Annotated in this window: 27 protein-coding genes; 24 read left to right on the forward strand and 3 right to left on the reverse strand. The window is 57.6% G+C overall.

The window, feature by feature from the left end; genetic code table 11:
* Positions 1–51: 51 nt before the first annotated feature.
* The gene (locus tag KQ940_RS17615) at positions 52–375 is read left to right on the forward strand and encodes a 4a-hydroxytetrahydrobiopterin dehydratase (RefSeq protein ID WP_217415124.1); all 324 of its coding nucleotides are present in this window, start codon (positions 52–54) and stop codon (positions 373–375) included.
* Positions 376–454: 79 nt separating this feature from the next.
* Here KQ940_RS17615 and luxS read toward each other — a convergent pair whose 3' ends face one another.
* Positions 455–967 (reverse strand): S-ribosylhomocysteine lyase, encoded by a 513-nt coding sequence (gene luxS, locus KQ940_RS17620; RefSeq protein WP_217415125.1) that lies wholly within the window; start codon positions 965–967, stop codon positions 455–457.
* 241 nt (positions 968–1,208) lie between these two features.
* Here luxS and exaC point away from each other — a divergent pair, with 241 nt between their 5' ends.
* Positions 1,209–2,726, forward strand: a complete 1,518-nt coding sequence (exaC, locus tag KQ940_RS17625; protein ID WP_217415126.1) for an acetaldehyde dehydrogenase ExaC — start codon at positions 1,209–1,211, stop codon at positions 2,724–2,726.
* 223 nt (positions 2,727–2,949) lie between these two features.
* Here exaC and KQ940_RS17630 read toward each other — a convergent pair whose 3' ends face one another.
* A complete protein-coding gene (locus tag KQ940_RS17630; RefSeq protein WP_217415127.1) occupies positions 2,950–3,231 on the reverse strand; it encodes a DUF6455 family protein in 282 nt (93 codons plus the stop codon).
* Positions 3,232–3,401: 170 nt separating this feature from the next.
* Between KQ940_RS17630 and pqqA the strand changes: the two genes are divergently transcribed.
* The 12 genes from pqqA (at position 3,402) to sppA (ending at position 16,448) form a co-directional block, all read left to right on the forward strand.
* The gene (gene pqqA, locus KQ940_RS17635) at positions 3,402–3,473 is read left to right on the forward strand and encodes a pyrroloquinoline quinone precursor peptide PqqA (RefSeq protein ID WP_003253598.1); all 72 of its coding nucleotides are present in this window, start codon (positions 3,402–3,404) and stop codon (positions 3,471–3,473) included.
* A gap of 133 nt (positions 3,474–3,606) precedes the next feature.
* Positions 3,607–4,527, forward strand: coding sequence for a pyrroloquinoline quinone biosynthesis protein PqqB (gene pqqB / locus KQ940_RS17640; protein ID WP_217415128.1), 921 nt, complete (start codon positions 3,607–3,609; stop codon positions 4,525–4,527).
* Between the two features lie 9 nt (positions 4,528–4,536).
* Positions 4,537–5,292, forward strand: a complete 756-nt coding sequence (pqqC, locus tag KQ940_RS17645; RefSeq protein ID WP_217415129.1) for a pyrroloquinoline-quinone synthase PqqC — start codon at positions 4,537–4,539, stop codon at positions 5,290–5,292.
* Positions 5,289–5,573 carry a pyrroloquinoline quinone biosynthesis peptide chaperone PqqD gene (gene pqqD, locus KQ940_RS17650; protein ID WP_188747605.1) on the forward strand — a complete coding sequence of 95 codons (285 nt, stop codon included), beginning with the start codon at positions 5,289–5,291 and terminating at the stop codon, positions 5,571–5,573. The genes pqqC and pqqD overlap by 4 nt, the downstream gene beginning before the upstream one ends.
* Positions 5,545–6,729 (forward strand): pyrroloquinoline quinone biosynthesis protein PqqE, encoded by a 1,185-nt coding sequence (gene pqqE / locus KQ940_RS17655; protein ID WP_217415130.1) that lies wholly within the window; start codon positions 5,545–5,547, stop codon positions 6,727–6,729. The genes pqqD and pqqE overlap by 29 nt, the downstream gene beginning before the upstream one ends.
* A 16-nt stretch (positions 6,730–6,745) precedes the next feature.
* Entirely contained in the window at positions 6,746–8,590 is a 1,845-nt protein-coding gene (locus KQ940_RS17660; RefSeq protein WP_217415131.1) for a S9 family peptidase, read from the forward strand.
* A gap of 216 nt (positions 8,591–8,806) precedes the next feature.
* Positions 8,807–9,970: an alcohol dehydrogenase-like regulatory protein ErcA gene (ercA, locus tag KQ940_RS17665; RefSeq protein ID WP_217415132.1), complete on the forward strand. Its 1,164-nt coding sequence runs from the start codon at positions 8,807–8,809 to the stop codon at positions 9,968–9,970.
* Complete coding sequence (locus KQ940_RS17670; RefSeq protein ID WP_217415133.1) at positions 9,954–11,666, forward strand: PAS domain-containing hybrid sensor histidine kinase/response regulator; 1,713 nt, start codon at positions 9,954–9,956, stop codon at positions 11,664–11,666. Before ercA ends, KQ940_RS17670 begins: the two co-directional genes overlap by 17 nt.
* 164 nt (positions 11,667–11,830) lie before the next feature.
* Positions 11,831–13,144, forward strand: a complete 1,314-nt coding sequence (locus KQ940_RS17675) for an NAD(P)/FAD-dependent oxidoreductase (protein WP_217415135.1) — start codon at positions 11,831–11,833, stop codon at positions 13,142–13,144.
* A gap of 204 nt (positions 13,145–13,348) precedes the next feature.
* A complete protein-coding gene (locus tag KQ940_RS17680) occupies positions 13,349–14,677 on the forward strand; it encodes a (Fe-S)-binding protein (RefSeq protein ID WP_217415136.1) in 1,329 nt (442 codons plus the stop codon).
* An 80-nt stretch (positions 14,678–14,757) separates the two neighbouring features.
* The gene (locus KQ940_RS17685; RefSeq protein WP_217415137.1) at positions 14,758–15,435 is read left to right on the forward strand and encodes an HAD-IA family hydrolase; all 678 of its coding nucleotides are present in this window, start codon (positions 14,758–14,760) and stop codon (positions 15,433–15,435) included.
* Positions 15,432–16,448: a signal peptide peptidase SppA gene (gene sppA, locus KQ940_RS17690; protein ID WP_217415138.1), complete on the forward strand. Its 1,017-nt coding sequence runs from the start codon at positions 15,432–15,434 to the stop codon at positions 16,446–16,448. Before KQ940_RS17685 ends, sppA begins: the two co-directional genes overlap by 4 nt.
* Before the next feature lie 25 nt (positions 16,449–16,473).
* Here the strand turns inward: sppA and KQ940_RS17695 are convergent, their stop codons facing one another.
* Complete coding sequence (locus KQ940_RS17695; RefSeq protein ID WP_217415139.1) at positions 16,474–17,064, reverse strand: Maf family protein; 591 nt, start codon at positions 17,062–17,064, stop codon at positions 16,474–16,476.
* A gap of 120 nt (positions 17,065–17,184) precedes the next feature.
* Between KQ940_RS17695 and KQ940_RS17700 the strand changes: the two genes are divergently transcribed.
* The 10 genes from KQ940_RS17700 to mltG all read left to right on the forward strand — a co-directional run bounded on the left by KQ940_RS17700 (position 17,185) and on the right by mltG (position 24,458).
* Entirely contained in the window at positions 17,185–17,709 is a 525-nt protein-coding gene (locus KQ940_RS17700) for a YceD family protein (protein WP_217415140.1), read from the forward strand.
* An 18-nt stretch (positions 17,710–17,727) separates the two neighbouring features.
* Positions 17,728–17,910 (forward strand): 50S ribosomal protein L32, encoded by a 183-nt coding sequence (rpmF, locus tag KQ940_RS17705; RefSeq protein ID WP_188747582.1) that lies wholly within the window; start codon positions 17,728–17,730, stop codon positions 17,908–17,910.
* 2 nt (positions 17,911–17,912) lie between these two features.
* Positions 17,913–18,977, forward strand: a complete 1,065-nt coding sequence (plsX, locus tag KQ940_RS17710; protein WP_217415141.1) for a phosphate acyltransferase PlsX — start codon at positions 17,913–17,915, stop codon at positions 18,975–18,977.
* 87 nt (positions 18,978–19,064) lie between these two features.
* Positions 19,065–19,997, forward strand: coding sequence for an ACP S-malonyltransferase (gene fabD / locus KQ940_RS17715; RefSeq protein ID WP_217415143.1), 933 nt, complete (start codon positions 19,065–19,067; stop codon positions 19,995–19,997).
* A 51-nt stretch (positions 19,998–20,048) separates the two neighbouring features.
* Complete coding sequence (gene fabG / locus KQ940_RS17720) at positions 20,049–20,792, forward strand: 3-oxoacyl-ACP reductase FabG (protein ID WP_217415144.1); 744 nt, start codon at positions 20,049–20,051, stop codon at positions 20,790–20,792.
* A 32-nt stretch (positions 20,793–20,824) separates the two neighbouring features.
* Positions 20,825–20,986 carry a hypothetical protein gene (locus tag KQ940_RS17725; protein WP_217415145.1) on the forward strand — a complete coding sequence of 54 codons (162 nt, stop codon included), beginning with the start codon at positions 20,825–20,827 and terminating at the stop codon, positions 20,984–20,986.
* Between the two features lie 8 nt (positions 20,987–20,994).
* Positions 20,995–21,228 (forward strand): acyl carrier protein, encoded by a 234-nt coding sequence (gene acpP / locus KQ940_RS17730; protein ID WP_027854376.1) that lies wholly within the window; start codon positions 20,995–20,997, stop codon positions 21,226–21,228.
* A 91-nt stretch (positions 21,229–21,319) separates the two neighbouring features.
* The gene (gene fabF / locus KQ940_RS17735; RefSeq protein WP_217415146.1) at positions 21,320–22,558 is read left to right on the forward strand and encodes a beta-ketoacyl-ACP synthase II; all 1,239 of its coding nucleotides are present in this window, start codon (positions 21,320–21,322) and stop codon (positions 22,556–22,558) included.
* 47 nt (positions 22,559–22,605) lie between these two features.
* A complete protein-coding gene (gene pabC / locus KQ940_RS17740; protein ID WP_217415147.1) occupies positions 22,606–23,427 on the forward strand; it encodes an aminodeoxychorismate lyase in 822 nt (273 codons plus the stop codon).
* On the forward strand, positions 23,421–24,458 hold the full coding sequence (gene mltG, locus KQ940_RS17745; RefSeq protein WP_343222678.1) for an endolytic transglycosylase MltG: 1,038 nt from the start codon (positions 23,421–23,423) through the stop codon (positions 24,456–24,458). The genes pabC and mltG overlap by 7 nt, the downstream gene beginning before the upstream one ends.
* Position 24,459 lies beyond the last annotated feature (1 nt).

Genomic DNA, 24,459 nt, shown 5'->3' on the forward strand with positions numbered 1-24,459 from the left:
GGAATAGTGAGTCAAGGGTAAAGCAGGCAACGCTTAGGCCGGAGGTGTGATATGGCGTTAGACCAAATGAGCTGTGAGCCCTGCCGGGGCGGTACGCCGCCACTGACCGGAGAGCAGGCGCAAGAGTACATGTCCCAGGTGCCTAAATGGACGCTCTCAGAGGATGGCAAACGGATCAGCCGCGCTTTCAGTTTCGATAACTTTCGCGATGCGCTGAGCTTCGTTAACCGGGTAGGGGAGCTGGCCGAAGAGCAGGGGCATCATCCCGAGATCACATTCGGTTGGGGATATGCCCGGATCGAGATCTGGACCCACAAAATTGATGGCCTGCATGAAAACGACTTTATTCTGGCGGCCAAGATCGATCGGATTTAGGGCCACCATGCTACTTGATGGTTAACAAACACGGAAACGCCCGCGGTTGCGGGCGTTTCTGCAGTTGGGTGCGCGCGGCTTAGCTGTGCTCGCGCAGATACTCTTCGCTCAAGTACAGCTCGGTATTACTGTTGACGTCGATGCCGCGATCGAGAATGTTCTGGGCGATCTGCTTGGCTTCATTCAGTGAGTGCATGCTGTAGGTGCCGCACTGGTACTGGTTCAGCTCCGGGATATCGCCTTCGCTCGCTACATTCAACACGTCCTCCATCGACGCCTGCCAGGCGTTGACCACATCCTGCTCGCTCGGCGTTCCGATCAGGCTCATGTAGAAGCCGGTGCGGCATCCCATGGGTGAAATGTCGATGATTTCGACGCTCTCGCCGTTGAGGTGGTCGCGCATGAATCCGGCAAACAGGTGCTCGAGGGTGTGGATCCCTTTCTCGGACAGAATCTCCTGGTTGGGGAGACAGAAGCGCAGATCGAACACGGTAATCGGGTCGCCCTTAGGCGTGTTCATCGTTTTGGCGATGCGCACGGCGGGGGCATGCATACGGGTGTGGTCGACTCTAAAACTGTCCAGGAGTGGCATAGATCTTCCTTTCAGATTTGGATGAATAATTCAAAACCTGAGTATATCGCCTATCCGAGCGTTTTGCTTGGTCATAACGTCCTCGGCGTGCGAGTTGCGCAATACCAAAGTATCGGTTTATCGCTGCCAAGGGACGATACCGGGCAGGGTGGTTGGCTTACTAAGATGCAATTGTCGAATAACAAATGGCTTCGCCCGCGGGGCGTAGTCTCTGGACATAAAAACAAAGAGGCTTACGACAATGATCTACGCACAGCCAGGTACAGAAGGTTCAGTAGTAACTTTCCAGCAGCGCTACGGTAACTACATCGGTGGTCAATGGGTAGCGCCGGTCAAGGGGCAGTACTTCACCAACATCTCTCCGTGTACTGGCGAAGCTATCTGTGAAATTCCACGCTCTACTGCGGAAGATATCGAGCTGGCGCTGGATGCCGCGCACAAAGCAAAAGCTGCATGGGGTAAAACCTCGGTTACCGAGCGCTCCAATATCCTGCTGAAAATCGCCGATCGCATCGACGCCAACCTGGAAAAGCTGGCCGTTGCAGAAACCTGGGATAACGGTAAGGCCGTTCGTGAAACCCTGGCTGCAGACGTGCCGCTCTCTTCCGACCATTTCCGTTACTTCGCCGGCTGCGTGCGTGCGCAGGAAGGTTCTATCGGCGAGATCGACGAAAATACCGTTGCCTACCACTTCCACGAGCCGCTGGGCGTTGTTGGTCAGATCATTCCGTGGAACTTCCCGCTGTTGATGGCCGCATGGAAACTGGCGCCGGCACTGGCTGCAGGTAACTGCATCGTGCTCAAGCCTGCCGAGCAGACCCCGGCTTCTATCCTGGTGCTGATGGAAGTGATCGGCGACCTGCTGCCGCCGGGCGTGCTGAACGTGGTTAACGGTTTCGGTGCTGAGGCAGGTCAGGCTTTGGCCACCAGCAAGCGTATCGCCAAGATCGCATTCACCGGTTCTACTCCGGTTGGTTCGCACATCCTCAAGTGCGCTGCCGAAAACATCATTCCGTCGACTGTCGAACTGGGCGGCAAGTCTCCGAACATCTATTTCGAAGACGTGATGGATCATGAAGACAGCTACTTGAGCAAGTGTGTTGAGGGTACCGTGCTGGCGTTCTTCAACCAGGGTGAAGTGTGCACCTGTCCGTCCCGTCTGCTGGTTCAGGAAACCATCTACGACAAGTTCATCAGCATGGTGATCGAGCGTACCCGCCAGATCAAGCGTGGTAACCCGCTGGATACCGAGACCATGGTGGGTGCCCAGGCGTCTCAGGAGCAGTATGACAAGATCCTGGGTTACCTGGAGATCGGTCGCAACGAAGGTGCCGAGTGCCTGATCGGTGGTGCGGCCGAGCGTCTCTCCGGCTTCGACAACGGCTTCTACATCCAGCCGACTCTGCTCAAGGGCAACAACACCATGCGTGTGTTCCAGGAGGAGATCTTCGGGCCGGTCGTCGCCGTGACCACCTTCAAAGATGAAGCTGAAGCGCTGGCGATCGCCAACGATACCGAGTTCGGTCTGGGTGCCGGCGTATGGTCTCGCGATATGAACCGTGCTTACCGCATGGGTCGCGGTATCGAAGCCGGTCGTGTCTGGACCAACTGCTACCACGCTTATCCGGCTCACGCAGCCTTCGGTGGCTACAAGAAGTCTGGTGTGGGCCGCGAAACCCACAAGATGATGCTGGATCACTATCAGCAGACCAAGAACCTGCTGGTCAGCTACAGCACCGATCCGCTGGGCTTCTTCTAAACCCTTCTCTGTCCGTTGTGCTTGCACAGGGAAGTGGCCGGGAGCTGAGCAGAGGCTCCCGGTTTCTAAGGCCTCGTCCCCCACGAGGCCGCCGTCACTAAGCGCACTATTCGGCTCCTTCGGGGGCCGATTTTTTATGTACAGGATGTACGGTATGCCGCGGGTGCAGGGATGCGCAGGAGCGGCACAAGCGTCGTGCTGTGGTCGAATGTGGGGAGCTGGCTCAATCCCGTACGCTGTTCATCAGTTCCGCGTTGGGGCAGAACCCAGGTACCTTTTCCTGCTGGTGTCCCTCGTTGAGCCAGCGTTGGCACTCCTCGCAGCTTTTGCAGTTTAAGCAGCGATAGGTGGCACTGCGAAACTGTCGTTCAAACGAGCTGTGGGGGAGCCTCGACAGGTCGGCGCCCGACGCCGCCAACATGCCGCTCATCATCTCCATGCGGTTTTCGAGAAATTGCATCAGACTCATGATCTGCACCTCTTCGATCGGATTTACCCGCATCATGCGCCAACAACTGTTTTGGGCACATGACCGGGGTCAAGTGCTCAAGAGCAAGGCTGCTCTCGGAGGGGGTACTATTTCGCGACCGATTTAGTTCCAAAGTACCATATGGCGCAAGCCGGGCGACTCCTAAGATCAGGGTGTGTTCAACAATAACAATCGAGGAAATAGCTATGTGGACCAAGCCCGCATTCACTGATCTGCGTATCGGCTTCGAAGTCACCATGTACTTCGCGAACCGTTAACTTGTATTAACTTATAGAAGTTACGCGCTCCGAGTGAAGCTGCCGGCGTTTCGTCGGTAGCCTTCCTCCCGGCCCGGATAAGCAGCCGACTGGCTGCCTCCCCTCAATCCACTCTGGGCAAAGAAGAATAACAATGAAAATACAGATTCTGGGTTCAGCCGCCGGCGGCGGTTTTCCGCAGTGGAACTGCAACTGTGACAACTGCACAGGCGTCAGGAGCGGTACCCTCAACGCCAAACCCCGTACGCAATCCTCCATCGCGGTCTCCAGTAACGGTATCGACTGGGTGCTGTTTAACGCATCCCCGGATATACGTGCCCAGCTGGCCGATTTTGCGCCGATGCAACCGGCCCGTGCCAAGCGCGATACCGGGATTGGCGCCATCGTGCTGATGGACAGCCAGATCGATCACACCACCGGCTTACTGCTGCTGCGTGAAGGTTGCCCGCTCGATGTCTGGTGTACCGATATGGTCCATCAGGACCTGACCAGCGGCTTCCCGGTGTTCAACATGCTGGAGCACTGGAATGGTGGCCTGAATCGCAAGCGGATCCCGGTCGATGAGGTGGTGAACCGTTTCACCATCGATTGTGCGCCGGGGCTGGAGTTTATCGCTGTGCCGCTGATCTCCAGCGCACCGCCATACTCGCCGCACCGCAACGACCCGCATCCCGGCGACAATATCGGCGTACTGATCCGCGATACCCAGAGCGGCAAATCCCTGTTCTATGCTCCCGGCCTTGGCCGGATCGAACCCCACCTGCCGGCGATGATGGCTGAGGCCGATTGCTTGCTGGTGGACGGTACCCTGTGGCGTGATGACGAGATGGCTCACAACGGCGTCGGCGACAAGCTCGGCGTTCATATGGGGCATCTGGCTCAGTCGGGCGAGGGCGGCATGATCGCCTTCCTTGATACCATAGATAAGCCTCGCAAGGTGCTGATTCACATCAACAACACCAACCCGATCCTGATCGAGGACTCGCCCGAGCGCGCGGAACTGACCGCCCACGGCATCGAGGTCTCGTATGACGGTATGAGCATAGAACTGTAGGAGTTTTGCATGAGCACACAAGCACCGATGAGCCGCGACGAGTTCGAACAGGCGCTGCGCGCCAAGGGCGAGCTGTACCACATCTTCCACCCGTACCACGTCGATATGTACGAGGGGCGCTCCACGCCGGAGCAGATCCGTGGTTGGGTGGCGAACCGTTTCTACTACCAGATCAATATCCCGCTCAAGGACGCCGCGATCCTGGCCAACTGCCCGGACCGAGATGTACGCCGCAAGTGGGTGCAGCGCATTCTTGACCACGACGGCTACGGCGATGCCGAGGGTGGTATCGAAGCCTGGCTGCGCCTGGGCGAGGCGGTAGGGCTGACCCGCGAGGAGATCCTGTCCCAGGAGCATGTGCTGCCGGGCGTCCGTTTCGCTGTCGATGCTTATGTCAATTTTGCCCGCCGTGCCGGTTGGGAGGAGGCCGCCAGCTCATCGCTCACCGAGCTGTTTGCGCCCACCATCCACCAGTCGCGTCTGGATACCTGGCCCAGCCACTACCCCTGGATCAAGGCCGAGGGTTACCAGTATTTTCGCAACCGACTGACCGAAGCTCGCCGCGACGTCAAACACGGGCTGGAGATCACGCTGGATTTCTACGACACCCGCGAGAAGCAGGAGCGGATGTTGGAGATCCTGCAGTTCAAGCTGGACGTGCTCTGGAGCATGCTCGATGCCATGAGCATGGCCTACGAGCTGGAGCGTCCGCCGTATCACACCGTTACCAGGGACAAGGTCTACCATAGAGGACTGTTCCGATGAACGCTGCCGTCAAAACCGATTTCCGCGTGCCCGTACTGGGTACCCTGTTTCGCTTTCAGTGGGAGCCGGCCCAGCAGGCCTACGTGCTGCTGTACCCGGAGGGAATGGTCAAGCTCAATCAGAGCGCCGGGGAGATCCTGGCGCTGGTGGATGGCCAGCGCAACGTCACCGCGATCAGCGCGGCGCTGATGGAGAAGTTTCCCGAAGCGGGGGACCTGAGCGGCGATATCCTGGAGTTTCTGGAGGTGGCCCGTGAGCAACGCTGGATCGACTACCGCTAACGCGCTTGCGCGCACCAAGACCCACGGGCAGCCGCTTTGGCTGCTCGCCGAACTGACCTACAAGTGCCCGCTGCAGTGTCCCTATTGCAGCAATCCGCTCGATTTTGCCGGTGCCGGTGAAGAACTGAGTACTGAGGAGTGGATCAGCGTATTTCGCCAGGCGCGGGAGATGGGCGCGGCGCAGCTAGGCTTTTCCGGCGGCGAGCCGCTGGTGCGCCAAGACCTGGAGCGGCTGATCGCCGAGGCGCGCAAGCTTGGCTACTACACCAACCTGATCACCTCTGGCATCGGCCTTAGCGGCGAGCGTATCGCCGCGTTTCGCGAGGCGGGACTGGACCATATCCAGGTCAGCTTCCAGGCCTCCGACGAAGAGGTCAACAACATGCTGGCCGGCTCGAAAAAGGCGTTCCAGCAGAAGCTGAAGATCGCCCGCGAAGTGAAGGCGCAGGGCTATCCGATGGTGCTCAACTTCGTCACCCACAAGCACAATATCGATCAGATCGACCGCATCATCGAGCTGTGCGTCGAGCTGGAGGCGGACTACGTGGAGCTGGCCACCTGTCAGTACTACGGCTGGGCCTACGAGAACCGGGAACAGCTGCTGCCGACCAAGGCGCAGCTGGAGCGTGCCGAGCGGATTACCAATGAGTATCGCGAGAAGCTGAAGGCGGAAGGTAACCCGATCCGGCTGATCTTTGTCACCCCTGACTACTACGAGGAGCGTCCGAAGAAGTGCATGAACGGCTGGGGCGAGATCTTCCTCACAGTGACGCCGGACGGAACGGCGCTGCCCTGCCACAGTGCTCGGATGCTGCCGATCGAGTTTCCGAACGTGAAGGATCAGTCGATCGACGCCATCTGGAATGAATCCAACGGCTTCAACTACTTTCGCGGCGATGAGTGGATGCAGGAGCCGTGCAGGTCCTGTGACGAGAAGGAGCAGGATCACGGCGGTTGCCGCTGCCAGGCCTACATGATGACCGGCGATATGCATGCAGCGGATCCGGTGTGCGGCAAATCACCGGATCACGGCAAGATACTGGCGGCACGTGAGGCTGCAGAGCTAGACACCAACGGACAGCCGATCACCTATCGCAACGAGCGAAACTCCAAAGTTTTCGCGGAAAGCTCACGTGTGTTCGCCCGCTCTGGTTGAGCAACCGATCACGGCAATGGAAGCGGTCAAAGCGATCCAGGAGTATGCCGCGCTGCGTACTCGGGACGCCAGGATCTACGGGGTCAGCTTCGATAATTGCAGCGGGCAGAACCGGCTCTGCGAATTCGTGCATGGCGAAGCGATCTCGCTGCTGGCGCCGGAGTTTAGCGTGCGCAGTCGTGTACATGAGTACGGCGGTGGCGGCTGGTGTTTTTCGCACTCCTCTGCCTTTTTCATAAACGATAGCGATCAGCAGATCTGGAGCTTGTCTCTGGAGAGTCGCGTTGTGCGCAGGCTTACCGATCTGCCGAACTGTCGCTTTGCCGACCTGCTGTTCGACCCCGACCGAGAGCGGCTGATCGCGATATCCGAAACGCACCAGCCCGATGCCGAAGAGCCGGTGAACTGCCTGGTCAGCATCACCGGTGATGGCCAGGTGCATACCCTTGCCGAAGGGGCTGATTTCTACTCCTCCCCCGTTTTAAGCCCCGACGGTTCGCAGCTGGCCTGGATCGAGTGGAATCACCCCGATCAACCCTGGATCCGCACCCGTCTCTGTCTAGCCGGGCTTGGCGAAGGCGGCCAGATAGTCGTGAGCCGCGAGGTTTCGGATTGTGAAGGGGCCTGGGCGCAGCCCAGGTTTTCCGCCGACGGTGACCTTCATGCAGTAATAGATCGCGACAGCTGGTGGCGGATCGAGCGCTTCAATGGGCGATGCTTCGAGCCGCTGTCGGGTGAACCGCCGCCGGCTACGGAGTTTACGACAGCGCCTTGGCAGTTCGGTCTCTCGACCTACGGCTGGAGCGATGACGGACAACTCTATGCCATTGGACAACATCAGGGGTACTCAGGGCTTTTCCGTCACGATGGCGAGCGGTGGCAGCGTTTGCGCCTGGACTCCCCGGCGACTCGCCTGCACTCGTTAACACTGGCGGACGGCCAGATCTACTGCATTGCCGAATACAGCAACCGCCATGCGGCAATTCTGTGCTTGCACGGAGATGGGGTTTCGAAAACCCTGTTCTGTGACACTGTATATGGCGGCGCGGTGCCGGACTATCCGGTTACCAATCCGGAACCCTGTGCCATACCCATAGAGCAGGGGGGGACCGTACCTTACTTTCTTTACCGGCCAGCGGATTCCGGTGTTGCCCGGTTACCCTTGGTAATCTATACCCACGGCGGGCCCACGGCGGTCACTGCACCCACGCTCAAGCCCGGCATCCAGTTCTGGACCCAGCGCGGGTTTATGATCGCCGACATCAACTATCGCGGCAGCACCGGCTATGGTCGCGACTACCGTATGCAACTGCAGGGACAGTGGGGTATCGCTGATGTTCAGGATGTCGTAACGGTGGCGCAGGATCTCATCGAGCGGCAGTTGGCCGATCCCGGCGCTATCTTCATTCGCGGCAACAGCGCGGGGGGCTTTACTACGCTATGTGCTCTGGCACAAAGCCGATTGTTTACCGCCGGGGCGAGCCTTTACGGTGTGTCAGACCCTGCTCGTCTGAACGAACTCACACATAAGTTTGAATCCCGCTATCTGCACTGGCTGATCGGCGATCCGGAACAATACCCGGAGCGTTACCGGCAACGCTCTCCGCTGCTTAATGCAGACCGGATCCGCGCGCCGGTTATCTTTTTTCAGGGCGCGAACGACAGGGTCGTGCTACCGGAACAGACACAGCGAATGGTTGAACGACTAGAAGCCAATGGTGTCCTGGTTGAGAGCCACATTTTTGAAGATGAGTCTCATGGCTTTAGAAAAGCGGAAAACCAGGCCAGGGTGCTGGAGCAGGAGCTGGCGTTCTATCTAAGTTGCATCAGTACAGAACAGAAGGGGTGCGGCTCGGCGTGACATCTCAGCCTTAACCTTTTGCATCCACAGCCAAACCAGCCGCAAGGCTCATACCGTAGCATAAGGCCTGGCCGCCGGGGCGTTGACCGTTTTTCGCAGTATGGTACGAAAGAGCCAGTGCCGTTGGCGGATTTTTATCGCATACTCTAGAGTCTTAGCGACAACAATAATGAAAAATGCGGCGCGCAAAGTGCCGCTTAGCTAGAGGCAGGAACCATGTCCCACGAAGTCTCCAGTCTTCGGAAGTTCGTTGCGCCCGAAATCATCTTCGGCAGCGGCGCACGCAAGATGGTCGGCAACTACGCAAAAACCTTCGGTGCACATCGTGTCATGCTGGTTTCAGACCCGGGCGTCGTCAACGCAGGCTGGGTGCTGGAGATCGAGCAGCTGCTGCATGAGCAGGGCCTGGATGTGGTGCGTTTTACCGAAGTGTCACCCAATCCGCGCAGTGAAGAGGTGATGCGCGGTGCGGAGATCTACCGGGAAAAAGGGTGTGACGTCATCGTCGCCATCGGCGGCGGCAGCCCGATGGACTGCGCCAAGGGCATAGGGATCGTCAGCACTCACGGTGAGGCAATTCGTGCCTTCGAAGGGATAGACCAGACCCGTTACCCGATCCCGCCGTTGATCTTTATTCCGACGACAGCCGGCACCTCGGCGGATGTGTCGCAGTTCGCGATCATCACCGATCTGGAACAGCGGGTGAAGTTCTCTATCGTCAGTAAATCGGTGGTTCCCGACGTATCGCTGATCGACCCGGATACCACCAGCACCATGTCACCCTTTCTCACCGCCTGTACCGGTGTGGATGCGCTGGTTCATGCAATTGAAGCCTTCGTTTCCACCGGCAGCGGTCCGCTGACCGACATGCATGCGCTGGACGCGATTCGCCTGATCAATAACCACCTGGCCCTGTTGGTGGAGCAACCGGAAGACAAGTATCTGCGCGAACAGATCATGCTCGGTTCCATGAAAGCGGGACTGGCGTTCTCCAACGCGATTTTGGGTGCGGTGCATGCCATGTCCCACAGCCTTGGAGGCTATCTGGACCTGCCACACGGTCTGTGCAACGCCATGTTGGTGGAGCATGTGATCGACTACAACTTCTCTGCGGCCCAGGATCGCTTCGCGGTCATCGCCCAAACCATGGGGATCGATACTCGGGGGTTGACCAGCAAACAGATTCAGAAACGTCTGCACAACCATGTAGAGGCTCTGAAACGGGATGTGGGATTGAAAAACACGCTGGGCAAATACGGTGTTAACGTGTCCGATATTCCCTATCTCAGCGCCAATGCGATCAAGGACCCCTGCATTTTGACCAACCCGCGTCGCTCGAACCTGCGCGACGTCGAGATCGTGTATGAAGAAGCCCTCTGAGCCATCTGTTTCAGTCGATGACCTGATAGGTTTGGGTGGGCAGTCCGCCCGCAAAAGTTACTACCCGGCGTTGCAGCTCAAGATAGAAGAGCTTGAAACTGAGCGAAACCGATATAAATGGTTGTTCGAAAATGCGTTGCACGGCATTTTCCAAGCCAATTTGCACGGGAGTATAGAAAAGGCCAATCCCGCGCTGGCACGCATCTGCGGCGTCGAGACCGGCGTATCACTGGAGCAGGACGGCGAGCTGGCTAACCTGCTCGAGGGTGGTGCCGCGGAGTTTGCCGAGATACGCCAGCAACTGATGGCGCTCGGTCAGTTGCTGCTCTACCAGACCCGGTTGAAGCAAACGGGTGGTGGGCTGATTCACGTTTCGATGAATCTCCTGCTCAGGCAGGAGGAGGACCGCACCATCATCGAAGGCTTTGTCTCCGATATCACTGAACGTGTGCGGATGCAGAACCAGATGCAGGCGATCAACGAAGCGCTGGAGCAGCGGGTCAGTGAGCGTACTCAAGAGCTGCTGGGGTTGAACGAGCGCTTGCGGGAGGAGGTGGCTGAACGTCAGCTTGCAGAGCACGAGATGGCGTTGGCCAAGGAAGCGGCAGAGAATGCCAATCGCAGCAAGGACAAGTATCTGGCGGCCGCCAGTCATGATCTGCTGCAGCCGCTGAATGCCGCGAGGCTGCTGGTGTCCACCCTGCGTGAGCGGGAACTGGCAGCTTACGAGGGCGATCTGGTGGAGCGGGTTCATCGCGCGCTGTCCGGTGCTGAACACCTGCTGTCCGACCTGCTTGATATCTCCAAACTGGACCAGAACGCCGTTCAGCCCGATGTTCAAACATTTCCGCTTTCTCACCTGCTGCGCAACATGGAGGCGGAGTTTCAGTCCTTGGCTGAAGAGGCGGGCCTGGAGTTCCGTATCCATGCGCCCAATCTTTCTGTGCGCTCGGATCTAAGGCTGCTTTCGCGCATCCTGCGTAATCTCATCGGCAACGCGATTCGTTACACCGACAGCGGCAAAGTACTGTTATCGATGCGGCGACGCGGCGACCAGGTGTTGATCCAGGTCTGGGACACCGGACCCGGAATCCCGGCCGAGCAGCGTGAAGAGATATTTCTTGAGTTTCGCCAGCTTAAAAACAGCGGCGCCAAGCGTGGCGGTGTCGGACTGGGCTTGGCGATCGTCGACCGTATAGCTCGTGTGCTGGAGTGCCGCATTCAGCTCGACTCTATCGAGGGTAAAGGGTCGCGCTTCGGGTTGATGGTGCCACTGGCCGAGAGCAGCGACAGTACGCTCAAGTATGCAGCCACTCCCGGTCAACAGGATTCGCTGCGCGGCGCGCATGTGCTGGTGGTCGATAATGAACCTGAAATACTGGTGAGTATGCGCGCGTTGCTGGAGGGCTGGGGTTGCAAGGTCGACACGGCGCAAAATCTGGACGAGGCCGTTGAGCAAGCAGGGCCGCCGAACATTATCTTGGCCGATTACCACCTGGATAATGATGAAACCGGGCTCGATGCGGTTCGGTTCGTGCGCGAACATTATGGTCGGTCGCTCCCGGCAGCAATTCTCACGGCCGACCGTAGCGGCGAAACTCGGCGCCTGTTCCGTGAAGCGGGTTTGACCGTATTGAACAAACCGCTCAAACCGGGGAAGCTGAGAGCGCTTATGCATCATCTGCTCGAGCAATGAATGTGTTGAGTCTATTCAGCAGTAGCGCGTAATTTAATACAGTAGATTGATACTCTGGGAAAAGAGCTCGCGAAGATGGGCAGCTGTCGATATTAGGGACAGGCAGAGGTTATAGACGATTCCAACAGATCCAGCGAACCCCAGGGTCGCTGTAAGGACAAAATATGACAGGTACCAATAACCTCTACCAGCATGTCGTCATCGTCGGTGGCGGTGCGGGAGGTTTGGAACTCGCGACTCGGTTGGGCCGAAAATATGGACGCAAGGGGCTGAAAGTAACGCTGGTCGACCGCGAAACGACGCATGTCTGGAAGCCGCTGCTGCACGAAGTGGCGACCGGGCGTCTTGACTCCAGCATCGATGAACTCAGTTACCGGGCTCAGGCACGGCAGGCACATTTCCAGTTCCAGATCGGAAGTCTGGAAGGGCTCGACCGTGGACAGCGGTGCGTTCGCCTGGCGCCGCTGTTGAGCAGTACGGGGGAGGAGCTGGTGCCCGCCAGAACGCTCTATTATGACTATCTGGTATTGGCCATCGGCAGTAAAACCAACGATTTCGGTGTTCCCGGCGTCAAACAGCACTGCTGTTTTCTGGATGATCGTAACCAGGCCGATAATTTCCATAACGAGCTGCTTGATACCTGCCTGAGACTCAGTGCCCATGGCGATCACAACAAATTGCGCATCGCGATCGTCGGCGGCGGTGCTACCGGGGTCGAACTCTCTGCGGAGCTCTACAACTCTGCTCAGGAACTGGTGTCCTACGGCGTCTCCAATATCGATCCGAGCAGCTTGAAAATCACCCTGATCGAAGCCAGCCCGCAGATACTGGGGGCGCTGCCCAGCCGTATCTCCGCGGCGGTAAGAACGGAGCTGCGCAAGCTCGGCGTGGATGTGCGGGAAAAAACCCAGGTCACCGAGGTGCGCGCCGGTGAGCTGATGACCGACAAGGGTGAGACGATACCGGCCGATCTTATGGTGTGGGCGGCGGGGGTAAAGGCACCGGAGTTGCTGCAGACCCTGGATGGACTGGAATGCAATAACCGTAACCAGCTGATCGTCGGTTCCGATCTGCGCACCACCCGCGATGAGCGCATATTCGCTATAGGCGATTGTGCCGCATGTGAGCGCCGGGACGAAGAGGGTGGCTTGGTTCCGCCCCGGGCCCAGGCCGCTCACCAGATGGCCAGCCATCTCTATACCCACTTTACGCGCATCCTGAGCGGCGAAGATATACCCGCCTACGAGTATCGTGACTACGGTTCCCTGGTGTCGTTGAGCAAGTATTCCACCGTCGGCAATCTGATGGGCAACCTGACCCGGGGCAGTGTCATGGTCGAAGGCCACCTTGCACGGGTGGTCTATGTGTCACTCTATCGAATGCATCAGGTGGCGCTCTATGGCTATTTCAAAACCGCGCTGGTGACGCTGGTGTCGAGAATAAACAAGGTTATCCGTCCCCGCCTCAAGCTGCACTGATAGCACGCCAGCCTTCCGGTTGGCGATCATGGTTTGGATCTTGCAACTACCTGTCTGACAGGCGCACCAGGGCTGTTCAGGATAGCTCCCTTTCCTGTTCCGGCAGCCGTGGTCTGGCCTGCAGCCGCTGATGCGGTTGAGCATCGGCGGCTCGAATCCGATTGTAGTAAGTCAGACAGGACCACCATGACTAACCTTGTGCGAATGAGAGCAGGACAATGTTGCGTTTCCGACAAGGCCATAGAGCCGGAGCTGGATTGGTCGGGCTATGAAAACGCAGGTCTTGGGGATGCGTATGCCGATATACCGAAAAGCGGCGGTGACTTTGCCAAGGCGGTGGCGGTCTGTATCAACAGCATGGTGTGTTTGCGCCCCATCGAAAAGGGCGTTATGTGCCCGAGCTTCCGTGTTCATCGGGACGCTGCCTATTCTCCTGGTGGACGTAGCCGTCTTCTCAAACGGATGCTGAACGGCGAGATCACCGCAGAGGAGCAGGCAGAGTTGGATCGCGCCATGGAGGCCTGCGTATCCTGCAAAGGGTGCAAGCGTGAATGCGATACCAATCTCGATCTTGCAACTATCCGCACCGAATATTTTGCCCAGCGGCTAAAGACTCAAGCGCCGCGTTTGAGGCAGCGGCTTTTCGCCCGTCTGCCTCAGTTGCTGCACTATCCCCTGGTGATGAAGGCGGGGGTTGCGCTGTTCAACGCCTTCCCCCAACTCGCCCGACAGCTGGGTCTGAATACGGAACATCCCTTGCCCATGCCCCAGCGGTTGCCGCGTTTACGACCGCTGGATAATCGCCCGGAGGCGCCCGAGGTGTTGCTGTGGCTGGATAGCTTTACCTACCATTTCTCGCCGGCCGCGGCAGATGCGGCGCTTAAAGTGTTGGAGGCGGCCGGGTTCAGGGTTCATCTGTTAAAAGAGCATTGCGGTGGTCGCAGTGCCTATTCCCAGGGCTTGCTTCGTGACGCGAAAAAGCAGGCTCAAGCACTTATCAATGAGCTGGAACCCCATCTCAAGGCCGGCAGGACGGTGATCGGTCTGGAGCCTTCAACCCTGCTCATGCTGAGGGATGAGGTGCTGACGCTTGGGCTCGGTGAACGCGCGCTTGACGTTGCTGCGTCGGCACTGCTGTTCGAAGAGTTTATTGCTCGCGAAATTTCGGCTGGGCGGCTGAAGCTGGCGCTGCAGGCGAGGCAGGATGCCAAACCGATTCTGGTACATGGCCACTGTCATCAGAAAGCGGTCGGCGCGATGAAGTCGGTGCGCAAAGTGCTAAAGCTGATACCTGAGCTGGAGTTCGAATTTATCGAGGCTTCCTGTTGTGGTGGTGGCGGTAGCTTCAGCTTTGAGGCGGAGAATGCTGCGGACTCCCGTGCCATGGCAGAACTGGCACTGATGCCGAGGCTGGCTGAGAGTCCGGAGTCGGAACTGCTCGCTAACGGTTTCTCCTGTCGCGAGCAGGTGGCGCGTCTCGGCGGGCCCGACGGCATTCATCTGGCTGAGTTGCTGGCTCGTCATCTGGCCTGATTAGCGTCGTGGGGTTGTGTTTTAACAAGCGATTCCTATATACAGGGACTCCAGAAGTACTCAACAGCAAGGAGTTCCTTTTGTTTAAACTGCTGATCTTTGATTGGGACGGAACCCTGATCGACTCCCAGGCGCGTATTATCGCCAGCATGCAGGCAGCCGCCGACGAGCTCGGTCATCCGCTGCTCTGTCCAGAAGCGGTACGTAATATCATCGGATTGGGGTTGCCGGAGGCGATTCAGGCCCTGATCCCCGAGATAGAGCCCGATGCGCTCGAGCAGATGCGTGAGCGCTACGCCCATCATTTTCTTGTGCAGAACCAGACACCCACCGAGCTCTACCCCGGTGTAAGAGAGACGCTGAACCGGTTGCGTGACAAGGGGTATCGCCTGGCGGTGGCAACCGGGAAGAGTCGGCGAGGGCTCGATCGCGCGCTTCGGGACACCGGGCTTGGTGATCTGTTTGAGCTGAGCCGTTGTGCCGATGAGACAAAATCCAAGCCTGACCCCTGCATGCTGATCGAAATATTAGATGAAACCGGACTGGTCGCTGGCGATGCGCTGATGATCGGCGATACTGAATATGATCTGGAGATGGGTTATAGAATCGGTATGCCGACAGTGGCGGTCAGCTACGGTGCTCATCATCTGGATCGCCTGCGGCAACATCAGCCGCGTACGGAGATTCATCAGTTTCCGGAACTGGAGATCTGGCTCGAAACACTCAGGGATGAACAGCAGCAGAGGACCGTATCGTGACACAGAACCCTTGGGGAGAAGAGGCAAACGGCACTCAAACCAACGACCAGAAGGTCAGCGTGGAAACCCGGAGTGACAGCCGGGAGTGGCGTCTGATAGAAAAGTTGGTAAACGGGCTTCATGTAGAGCACAGACGTACGCGGCGATGGGGGATCTTCTTCAAGCTGTTGACCTTCGCCTACCTGTTTACGCTGCTCGGTCTCTACCTGTTCAAAGATACGCCAAGCATTCCATCGCCGGCATCGGATGCCCATGTGGCCGTCGTACGTGTGGAGGGGCCGATTGCCGACGGGGAAAAAGCCAATGCCGACTCGCTGGTCGGATCGCTACGCCGGGCGTTCGAGAACAAGCACAGCACAGCCGTTCTTCTGCGCATCAACAGCCCGGGTGGCAGTCCGGTGCAGGCGGGCTATGTATACGATGAGATCAAGCGCCTGCGTGGCAACTATCCCGAAAAGAAAGTCTATGCCGTGATCAGCGATATCGGGGCATCCGGTGCCTACTATATTGCCGCGGCGGCCGATGAGATCTATGCCGACAAAGCCAGTCTGGTCGGCTCCATCGGCGTGGTATCGGCCAGTTTCGGATTTGTCGATCTGATGGAGAAGGTTGGCGTAGAGCGCCGTATGCTGACCGCCGGTGAGCACAAGGGGCTGCTCGATCCGTTCCAGCCGTTGCCGAATGTGGAGAAGGAGTTCTGGCAAAAGATCCTCGACACCACACACCAGCAGTTTATCGATCAGGTCAAAGCTGGACGTGGCGAACGTCTGAAGGATAGCGATGAACTGTTTTCGGGGCTGGTCTGGACCGGCGAGCAGGCGGTGGAACTCGGCCTGATCGATGGCCTGGGAAGTGCCAGTTATGTCGCGCGGGAGGTAGTTGGTGTCGAATCGCTGGTCGACTACAGCGCCAAGGGCAGTCCGCTGGAGCAGTTGATCGACCGTCTCGGCGTCAGCATGGCCAGTCATCTGGCCAATATGGTGGGGCTGGGCGGCGGCGTGCAGCTGCGCTAAACCACACCGAACTGACAAGGGGCGATTATTCGCCCCTTAATACATCTACCCCCATACGCTCCAGCATCTTGATCAGGCAGATCAGCGGCAGCCCGACCAGTGCATTCGGGTCCTCACCGATCAGCCGTTGAAACAGCGCGATACCCAGCCCCTCGGATTTGAAACTGCCCGCACAGTCATATGGCTGCTCGCGACGCAGATAGTTTTCGATCTGGGACCGCCGCAGCTGGCGAAACTCTACGTCAAAGGGGACTACTTCCAGTTGAAACTGCTCGCTTGCGGCGTCGAAAAGGCATAGCCCGGTCAGGAAACGCACCGTTCTGCCTGAGGCCAGACCAAGTTGCTCAGCGGCGCGCTCATGGGTCAGCGGCTTACCCAGGATATGGGCATCGAGGGTGGCAACCTGGTCCGATCCGATAATCAGCGCATCGGGATGGCGGGAGGCTACTGCCTGCGCTTTTTCGAGCGCGAGTCTGGCGACAAGCGTTTCGGCACTCTCGTCCGGCAGTCGAGTTTCATCTATGTCGGGTGAATCGCAGCTATAATCGATCCCTAGCTTGTCCAAAAGGCTGCGGCGATAGGCTGAGCCTGAAGCCAAAACGAGAGGGCGTGACATATCGAATCTCCTTCTTGCACACCGCTTTTCAGGAAACCGGCATATTAGCGCTATTTTTATAGATTAAAACGCCTGCTTTCCTTTGACAGGCATCTATTTGGCACCTAGAATTGCGCGCTTATGTCGTACGGTCCTTTACCGAAAAGAGTTGACCCGCGCAAACTGGCTGAGCGGGAAGCGAAAATTGAGGGTGTTGCAGATGTATCCGCAATGCCGCGATTGGTCTCGCTTCTTGCGAACGACTCTGGTGAAGTCCAGGTCGAGCTGTCGTTTGCGGTGGATGAGCAGCGTTTAAGAACCGTCTCCGGATCGGCGAGCGGTAGTGTCATGCTGACCTGCCAGCGCTGCCTTGAACCGGTGTCGGTAGATGTTGAGGCTGAAGTCAATCTGGCTATGGTGCTCAACGAAGAACAGGCTAAAAATCTGCCCCGGTATTACGATCCGCTGATCGTCGAGGCTGAAGATGTCGAGCTGCTGTCGCTGATAGAGGATGAATTGATACTCAGTCTTCCGCTGGTTGCGTACCATGATGACTGTTCCGTTCAGACCTCTTTTGGTGACGCTGATGAGGCGGCCCGGACGCAGAAAGATAAACCCAACCCATTCAGTGTATTGGCCGAACTTAAAAAGGCCGATAAGAGTTGAACCAGGAGCTACATAACCATGGCAGTACAGCAGAACAAAAAATCTCGTTCCCGTCGCGATATGCGTCGTTCACATGATGCGCTGAGCGGCCCGACTCTGTCTGTCGACGCGACTACCGGTGAAACCCACCGTCGTCATCACGTCAGCGCTGACGGTTTCTATCGCGGTCGTCAGGTCGTTGCAGGCAAGGGCGACGAATAAGCTTGACCGGATCGTATTGCATCAGTGTTGATGCAATGGGCGGGGACTTCGGTCCCCGTGTTACTGTTGCTGCGGCCAGTGATGCGCTCAAGCGTCATCCGCAGTTGCAGATCCTCCTGGTCGGTCAATCCGACGCAATCACTTCTCAGCTTCACCGCCACCCTGGCAAACACCTTCAGCGGCTCGAAATAGTCCACGCCGACGATGTCGTCGCGATGGATGAAAAGCCTTCGTTTGCGCTGCGCAGTCGTCGCGAATCGTCTCTGTGGAGGGCGCTTGAGCTGGTCTCGCAGGGGCGTGCACAAGCCTGTATCAGTGCCGGCAACACTGGAGCGCTCATGGCCATGAGTCGGCTGGTGTTAGGTATGCTGCCCGGAATCGAGCGTCCCGCCATCGTTGCCGCCATCCCAACCCTGAAGGGTTATAGCTACATGCTTGACCTTGGGGCCAATATCGACTCAAGTGCCGAGCAGTTACTGCAGTTCGCCATCATGGGTTCGGTTATGGTGGAGGCGATCGATCGTCGGGAACGGCCTCTGCTGGGCTTGCTCAACGTGGGTTCCGAGGATAACAAGGGTACTGAGTGCGTACGTGAAGCCAGTCGCTTGATTCAGGCCCATGGCGGCTTGAATTTTATCGGCTATCTTGAGGGGGATGACCTGTTCTCCGGGCGGGCCGATCTGGTTGTCTGCGATGGCTTTGTCGGTAATGTGGCGTTGAAAAGCTGCGAAGGTTTGTCAAAACTGCTGGTGCGCAAGGTGCAGGGCAGTTTTCGGCGCAATCTCTATCGCCGGTTCGTTGCCTTGCTTGCGACCCCGATACTGAGGGAGCTCAAGCAGCAGTTGGATCCCGGTCGGCGCAACGGAGCCACGCTGCTCGGTCTCAAGGGCGTTGTGGTAAAAAGCCATGGTGGCGCGAACAGAACCTACTTCGGTCATGCTATCGATCAGGCATTCGAGGAGGCGAGGCTCAACGTGCCGGCCAAAATCGGCGATCAGGTCGCGCGCGAGATGGCGCGCTGTCAAAGCGGGAGGCAGATGGGCGCCGCGGATCGTTCTAAAAATTAATGAATACTGTAAACTACGCCACCCTATACCTGTCGGCCGCGGTTTGCGCGCCGCAGGCTGGCAGAAACACGGTTAAATGAGGATGTCATGTCGCAGTCGCTTGCTTTTGTATTTCCCGGCCAGGGTTCGCAGCATCTTGGGATGCTCTCAGAACTAGCCGAGCAGCATCCGATTATTGAACAGACCTTCCGGGAAGCCTCCGAGGCTCTGGGGCAGGATCTTTGGGCCCTTGCGCAGTCCGGGCCTGAGGAGGCGCTCAATAGCACTGAAAATACCCAGCCGGTATTGCTCACTTCAGGGGTTGCTCTGTGGCGCCTTTGGGATCAGTTGGATGGTGTGGCACCATCGGTAATGGCGGGACACAGTCTGGGTGAATATACCGCCCTGGTTTGTGCCGGTGCGATCGATTTCGCCGATGGTGTTCGCCTTGTGCGCGCTCGCGGCGAGTATATGCAGAAGGCGGTACCTGCAGGAACGGGCGGTATGGCCGCGATCCTGGGGCTTGATGACGCGGCTGTGGCCGATGCCTGCGCCAGTGCGGCCCAAGGCGCTGTTGTGTCGGCGGTGAACTTCAACTGTCCCGGACAGGTGGTGATCGCCGGTGAGAAAGCGGCGGTCGAGCGTGCTATAGAGGCGTGCAAGACAGCGGGTGCCAAGCGCGCAATCCCTCTCCCTGTCAGTGTGCCGTCTCACTGCGCGCTGATGAAGCCTGCGGCGGAGCGCATGGGCGAAGTGCTTGCCGGCATCGATCTGCGTATGCCGATCATCAAGGTGATTCAGAATGTGACGGCTGAGGCGCCGAGCGATATCGAGGAGCTCAAGGCTAACCTGCTGTCGCAGCTGTATAGCCCGGTTCTATGGACGGCTAGCGTACAGAACATGGTAACCTGCGGTGTTAAAACCACTATCGAGTGTGGGCCGGGCAAGGTTCTCGCAGGTTTGAACAAGAAGATCGATCGTGCGCTCGAAGTCGTTGCCATCAACGATGCGGCGGGCCTGGCAAAAGCATTGGCACTTTGATCGATGTGTCCGGCCGTTTTTTGGGGTTGGGCATAAATAAGGAATGGGTGAATGAGTATTGAAGGTAAGATAGCGCTGGTTACTGGCGCTACCCGAGGTATAGGTAAGGCGATCGCGGAAAACCTGGCGGCTCAGGGTGCGGTTGTGATCGGGACGGCAACCAGTGAAGGTGGGGCAGCTGCTATCAGCGACTATCTGGCCGCTGCGGGAAACAGTGGCAAAGGGCTGGTGTTGAATGTGGCGGACCCGGAGTCGATCGAAAGCGTTGTTAAAGCGATTCAGGCCGAGTTCGGCGCGATCGAGATTCTGGTCAATAACGCCGGCATCACCCGAGACAACCTGATGATGCGCATGAAGGATGACGAGTGGGATTCCGTAATCGATACAAACCTGACCTCGATCTATCGTTTGGCGAAAGGTTGCTTGCGCGGCATGACTAAGGCGCGCTGGGGGCGTATCGTGAGCGTAAGCTCCGTTGTGGCTTCTATGGGCAACGCGGGTCAGGCAAACTATGCTGCAGCCAAGTCCGGCATGGAAGGGTTTGCCCGTGCGCTGGCGCGTGAGTTGGGGTCGCGAAATGTGACCGTCAACTGTGTCGCTCCCGGGTTTATCGATACCGATATGACCTCCGGGCTGCCGGAAGAGCATAAGGCAAACCTGCAGGCGCAGATTCCGATGAATCGCCTGGGCAGGCCGGAAGAGATCGCTTCCGTGGTCGGCTTCCTGTGCAGTGAGGGTGGTGCGTATATCACCGGTGAGACCATTCAGGTCAACGGTGGAATGTACATGGGTTGATCGGGCCGGCCCCGATGATCAACCGAGTCGTCATGACTGATGTAGAAAGAATTGTTTTTTTCGCCGATTTGAGGATAATTGGCCGTCAGCTTGACGAGAAAAAAATCCAAGCCGTCACGCTTGCTAGGGCGTTGCGGGTTTTACTAAAATTCCGTCACGCATCTTGGGATGTGATGGTGTTGAGAAGACAATAGGAAGAGATATGAGCAACATTGAAGAGCGCGTTAAGAAAATCATCGCTGAGCAGCTGGGCGTAAAAGAGGAAGAAGTCACCAAGGAAGCTTCCTTCGTTGAGGATCTGGGCGCCGACTCTCTGGACACTGTTGAGCTGGTTATGGCACTGGAAGAGGAATTCGAAACTGAAATTCCTGATGAAGAAGCTGAAAAAATCACCACTGTTCAGCTGGCGATCGATTACATCAACGCACACCAGTAATCTATCCCACAAGGTTTGATCGAAAAGCCGCATCTATATGCCTGTATAGTGCGGCTTTTCTTTTGTCAGCTTGTAGTGCTGGAGGATAAACATGTCTCGCAGAAGAGTGGTGGTAACCGGAATAGGGTTGCTGACGCCGGTTGGTAACACTGTCAAAGCGACATGGGAAAGCATTCTTGACGGTAAGAGTGGTGCGGCAAATATCGAACATTTCGATGCCAGCCAGTACGGCACTCGTTTTTCCTCATCCGTTAAGAATTTCGATATCGAACCGTACATGAGCGCCAAAGAGGCGCGAAAAATGGACCTGTTTATCCAGTACGGTATGGTAGCCGCCATTCAGGCGGTTGAAGATGCTGGTCTCGAAGTGTCCGATGAGAACGCGACTCGAATCGGCTGCGCCCTGGGTTCCGGCATCGGCGGTTTGCCGATGATCGAGAAAACCCATGATGTACTGAATGCGTCAGGCCCGCGTCGTGTATCCCCGTTTTTCGTGCCTGGAAGCATCATCAACATGATTGCCGGCAATCTGGCAATTAAATATGGCTTCCGCGGCCCCAATATCGCAATCACCACTGCTTGCACCACCGGCACGCACAATATCGGCCATGCCATGCGCATGATCCAGTATGGCGATGCCGATGTGATGGTGGCAGGCGGTGCGGAGATGGCGACAACCCCGTTGGGTGTAGCGGGTTTTTCCGCTGCGCGTGCGCTATCGACACGTAACGAAAGCCCGGAAGCCGCAAGCCGGCCGTGGGACCGCGACCGTGACGGTTTCGTTCTCGGTGATGGCGCTGGTGTATTGGTACTGGAAGAGTACGAGCACGCCAAGGCGCGCGGTGCCGAGATCTACTGTGAGTTGTCCGGTTTTGGTATGAGCGATGATGCATACCATATGACGGCCCCGCCAGAGGACGGTTCTGGCGCGGCATTGGCCATGGCCAATGCAATCAAGGATTCCGGGCTCAATGCGGAGCAGATCCACTATATTAATGCTCACGGGACGTCCACTCCGGCAGGTGATATTGCGGAATCCAACGCGGCCAAACGTGTACTCGGCAGCGCTGCGGCCAGTGTTCGGATGAGCTCGACCAAGTCGATGATCGGTCACCTCCTTGGTGCGGCTGGCGCGGTAGAGGCCGCGTTCTGTGTTCTCGCTCTGCGCGACCAGGTTGCACCGCCAACCATCAACCTGGACAACCCGTCAGAGGGCTGCGATCTCAACTACGTGGCCCATACTGCGCAGCAGTGTAAAATCGATGCGGCTATGTCGAACTCTTTCGGCTTCGGCGGCACTAACGGTACATTGATCTTCAATAAGCTGTAGCAAACGGGAGGCCTGGCCTCCCGTTTTACCTTTCATCTCCGGACACAATGACACCGACTATTCTGATCAACGGCTCGCCTCAGCACTCCATAGAGATTGGCGACCGGGGCCTGGCATATGGTCAGGGAGTATTCGAAACCATTTTAATCCAGCACCGACAGCCTCAATTTTGGGACTGGCATCTGGAACGCCTTGTCGAAGGTTGTCGGCGTCTTGCCATTCCTGCCGGTAATCTTGTCAGCCAACTGGAACAGGAGCTTCCTGTACTTCCGGAGCAGGGAGTGCTGAAACTGACCGTCACCCGAGGGGTGGGGGGCAGGGGGTATGCCGTAAATGAGGTGATAGAGCCGACCCGCATAATACAGCTGCTGGCCATGCCGGAGTGGTCGGATAACCCCCGGCAGACGGGGGTTCGGGTCAGGCAGTGCCAAACCAGGTTGGCCCGGCAGTCTCTGTTGGCAGGCATCAAGCATCTCAATCGGCTGGAGCAAGTGCTGGCGAGAGCAGAATGGAGCGATGTCGTCATTAGAGAAGGGCTGGTGTGCGACACCGCCGGCTATCTCATCGAAGGCACTATGAGCAACCTGTTCTTCGTGCTTGACGGTGTTCTCTGCACGCCGGACCTTACGCAGTGCGGCGTTGCCGGCGTTTTGAGGCGTTGGGTGCTGGATGTGACCGAGCGCAAGGGAGAGCCGGTGCGGGTCGGCAGCTTTACGCCTGACCAGCTCGGCAGGGCCGAGGAGATATTTCTCTGCAACAGCCTGATCGGTATCTGGCCGGTGGTCGAATATGAGGGTGTTGAACTGAAGGTGGGCGAGAGAACGCTCGCGCTTCAGATGTTGTTGGAAAAGGAGTACCAGGAGTGCTGATCAAGCGCTTAACGTCGATATTGGTTCTATTGTTTTTCGTGCTTGGCGCTGCTTTGCTCTGGCTGTGGAACGATTTTCAGCGTTATATCAATAGCCCGGCCGGCATCGGCAGCACAGAGGTCTATCATGTCGAAAAAGGCATGTATTACAATGCATTAATTAATGATCTTAAAGAAAAGTCGATTGTTGAGAATGCGCTGTATATGCGGGTGATGGCGCGTCTGGAGCCAGGATTCACCCGGATCAAGGCTGGGGAGTACCGCTTGGATCCCGGCATGACGCCAAGGCAGATCCTGGAGAAAATGGTTAACGGCGACACCCTGCGTTATCAATTCACGATTATAGAGGGCAGCCGATGGAGCGATCTGCGCGCCGCTTTGGCGCGAGAGGAGTTGCTGACCCAGACCCTTGGTGAGTTGAGTGACGCGCAGGTGGTTGAGGCGCTTGGTATCGAGGCTGCGTCACCGGAGGGGGTGTTTCTGGCGGAGACCTATCAGTTCGAACGCGGCATGTCGGATCTCGACCTGCTCGCCCGTGCCCACAAGGCGCTCAATGAGACGCTGGAGGCGGCCTGGGCGGAGCGTGCGGAGAAGCTACCGCTGAAAACACCCTACGAGGCGCTTATCCTTGCCTCGATCGTTGAGAAGGAGACGGCGGTGGCCGAGGAGCGGCCGCGCATAGCGGGCGTCTTTACTCGTCGCCTTGATCGCGGCATGCGGCTGCAGACCGATCCGACGGTTATCTACGGCATGGGCGACGCTTACAAGGGTAACATCCGTCGTTCGGATCTGCGCAGGTCCACCCCCTACAACACCTACATGATCGACGGCCTGCCACCCACGCCTATCGCCATGGTCGGCCCTGCGGCGATACAGGCAGCCGTAAATCCGGCTCCCGGCAAGGCGCTCTATTTCGTTGCCCGCGGAGACGGCAGTCACCAATTTTCTGATACGCTGGTGGAACACAACAAGGCGGTTGCGCGTTTCCAGTTGAAACGCCGGGATAACTACCGCTCAAGCCCGGAAAACTGAC

The sequence above is a fragment of the Marinobacterium ramblicola genome (assembly GCF_019084545.1).
GTDB lineage: Bacteria > Pseudomonadota > Gammaproteobacteria > Pseudomonadales > Balneatricaceae > Marinobacterium_D > Marinobacterium_D ramblicola.

What these genes read in the sequence shown, in the direction of transcription:
- KQ940_RS17675 (WP_217415135.1), top strand. Translation starts at nt 11,831, where the DNA reads ATGACAGGTACCAATAACCTCTACCAGCATGTCGTCATCGTCGGTGGC.
- KQ940_RS17680 (WP_217415136.1), top strand. Translation starts at nt 13,349, where the DNA reads ATGAGAGCAGGACAATGTTGCGTTTCCGACAAGGCCATAGAGCCGGAG.
- pqqC (WP_217415129.1), top strand. Translation starts at nt 4,537, where the DNA reads ATGAGCACACAAGCACCGATGAGCCGCGACGAGTTCGAACAGGCGCTG.
- pqqD (WP_188747605.1), top strand. Translation starts at nt 5,289, where the DNA reads ATGAACGCTGCCGTCAAAACCGATTTCCGCGTGCCCGTACTGGGTACC.
- KQ940_RS17695 (WP_217415139.1), bottom strand. Translation starts at nt 17,064, where the DNA reads ATGTCACGCCCTCTCGTTTTGGCTTCAGGCTCAGCCTATCGCCGCAGC.
- fabF (WP_217415146.1), top strand. Translation starts at nt 21,320, where the DNA reads ATGTCTCGCAGAAGAGTGGTGGTAACCGGAATAGGGTTGCTGACGCCG.
- fabG (WP_217415144.1), top strand. Translation starts at nt 20,049, where the DNA reads ATGAGTATTGAAGGTAAGATAGCGCTGGTTACTGGCGCTACCCGAGGT.
- KQ940_RS17725 (WP_217415145.1), top strand. Translation starts at nt 20,825, where the DNA reads ATGACTGATGTAGAAAGAATTGTTTTTTTCGCCGATTTGAGGATAATT.
- KQ940_RS17670 (WP_217415133.1), top strand. Translation starts at nt 9,954, where the DNA reads ATGAAGAAGCCCTCTGAGCCATCTGTTTCAGTCGATGACCTGATAGGT.
- exaC (WP_217415126.1), top strand. Translation starts at nt 1,209, where the DNA reads ATGATCTACGCACAGCCAGGTACAGAAGGTTCAGTAGTAACTTTCCAG.
- KQ940_RS17615 (WP_217415124.1), top strand. Translation starts at nt 52, where the DNA reads ATGGCGTTAGACCAAATGAGCTGTGAGCCCTGCCGGGGCGGTACGCCG.
- KQ940_RS17630 (WP_217415127.1), bottom strand. Translation starts at nt 3,231, where the DNA reads ATGATGCGGGTAAATCCGATCGAAGAGGTGCAGATCATGAGTCTGATG.
- KQ940_RS17660 (WP_217415131.1), top strand. Translation starts at nt 6,746, where the DNA reads ATGGAAGCGGTCAAAGCGATCCAGGAGTATGCCGCGCTGCGTACTCGG.
- pabC (WP_217415147.1), top strand. Translation starts at nt 22,606, where the DNA reads ATGACACCGACTATTCTGATCAACGGCTCGCCTCAGCACTCCATAGAG.
- rpmF (WP_188747582.1), top strand. Translation starts at nt 17,728, where the DNA reads ATGGCAGTACAGCAGAACAAAAAATCTCGTTCCCGTCGCGATATGCGT.
- fabD (WP_217415143.1), top strand. Translation starts at nt 19,065, where the DNA reads ATGTCGCAGTCGCTTGCTTTTGTATTTCCCGGCCAGGGTTCGCAGCAT.
- pqqB (WP_217415128.1), top strand. Translation starts at nt 3,607, where the DNA reads ATGAAAATACAGATTCTGGGTTCAGCCGCCGGCGGCGGTTTTCCGCAG.
- acpP (WP_027854376.1), top strand. Translation starts at nt 20,995, where the DNA reads ATGAGCAACATTGAAGAGCGCGTTAAGAAAATCATCGCTGAGCAGCTG.
- KQ940_RS17700 (WP_217415140.1), top strand. Translation starts at nt 17,185, where the DNA reads ATGTCGTACGGTCCTTTACCGAAAAGAGTTGACCCGCGCAAACTGGCT.
- ercA (WP_217415132.1), top strand. Translation starts at nt 8,807, where the DNA reads ATGTCCCACGAAGTCTCCAGTCTTCGGAAGTTCGTTGCGCCCGAAATC.
- luxS (WP_217415125.1), bottom strand. Translation starts at nt 967, where the DNA reads ATGCCACTCCTGGACAGTTTTAGAGTCGACCACACCCGTATGCATGCC.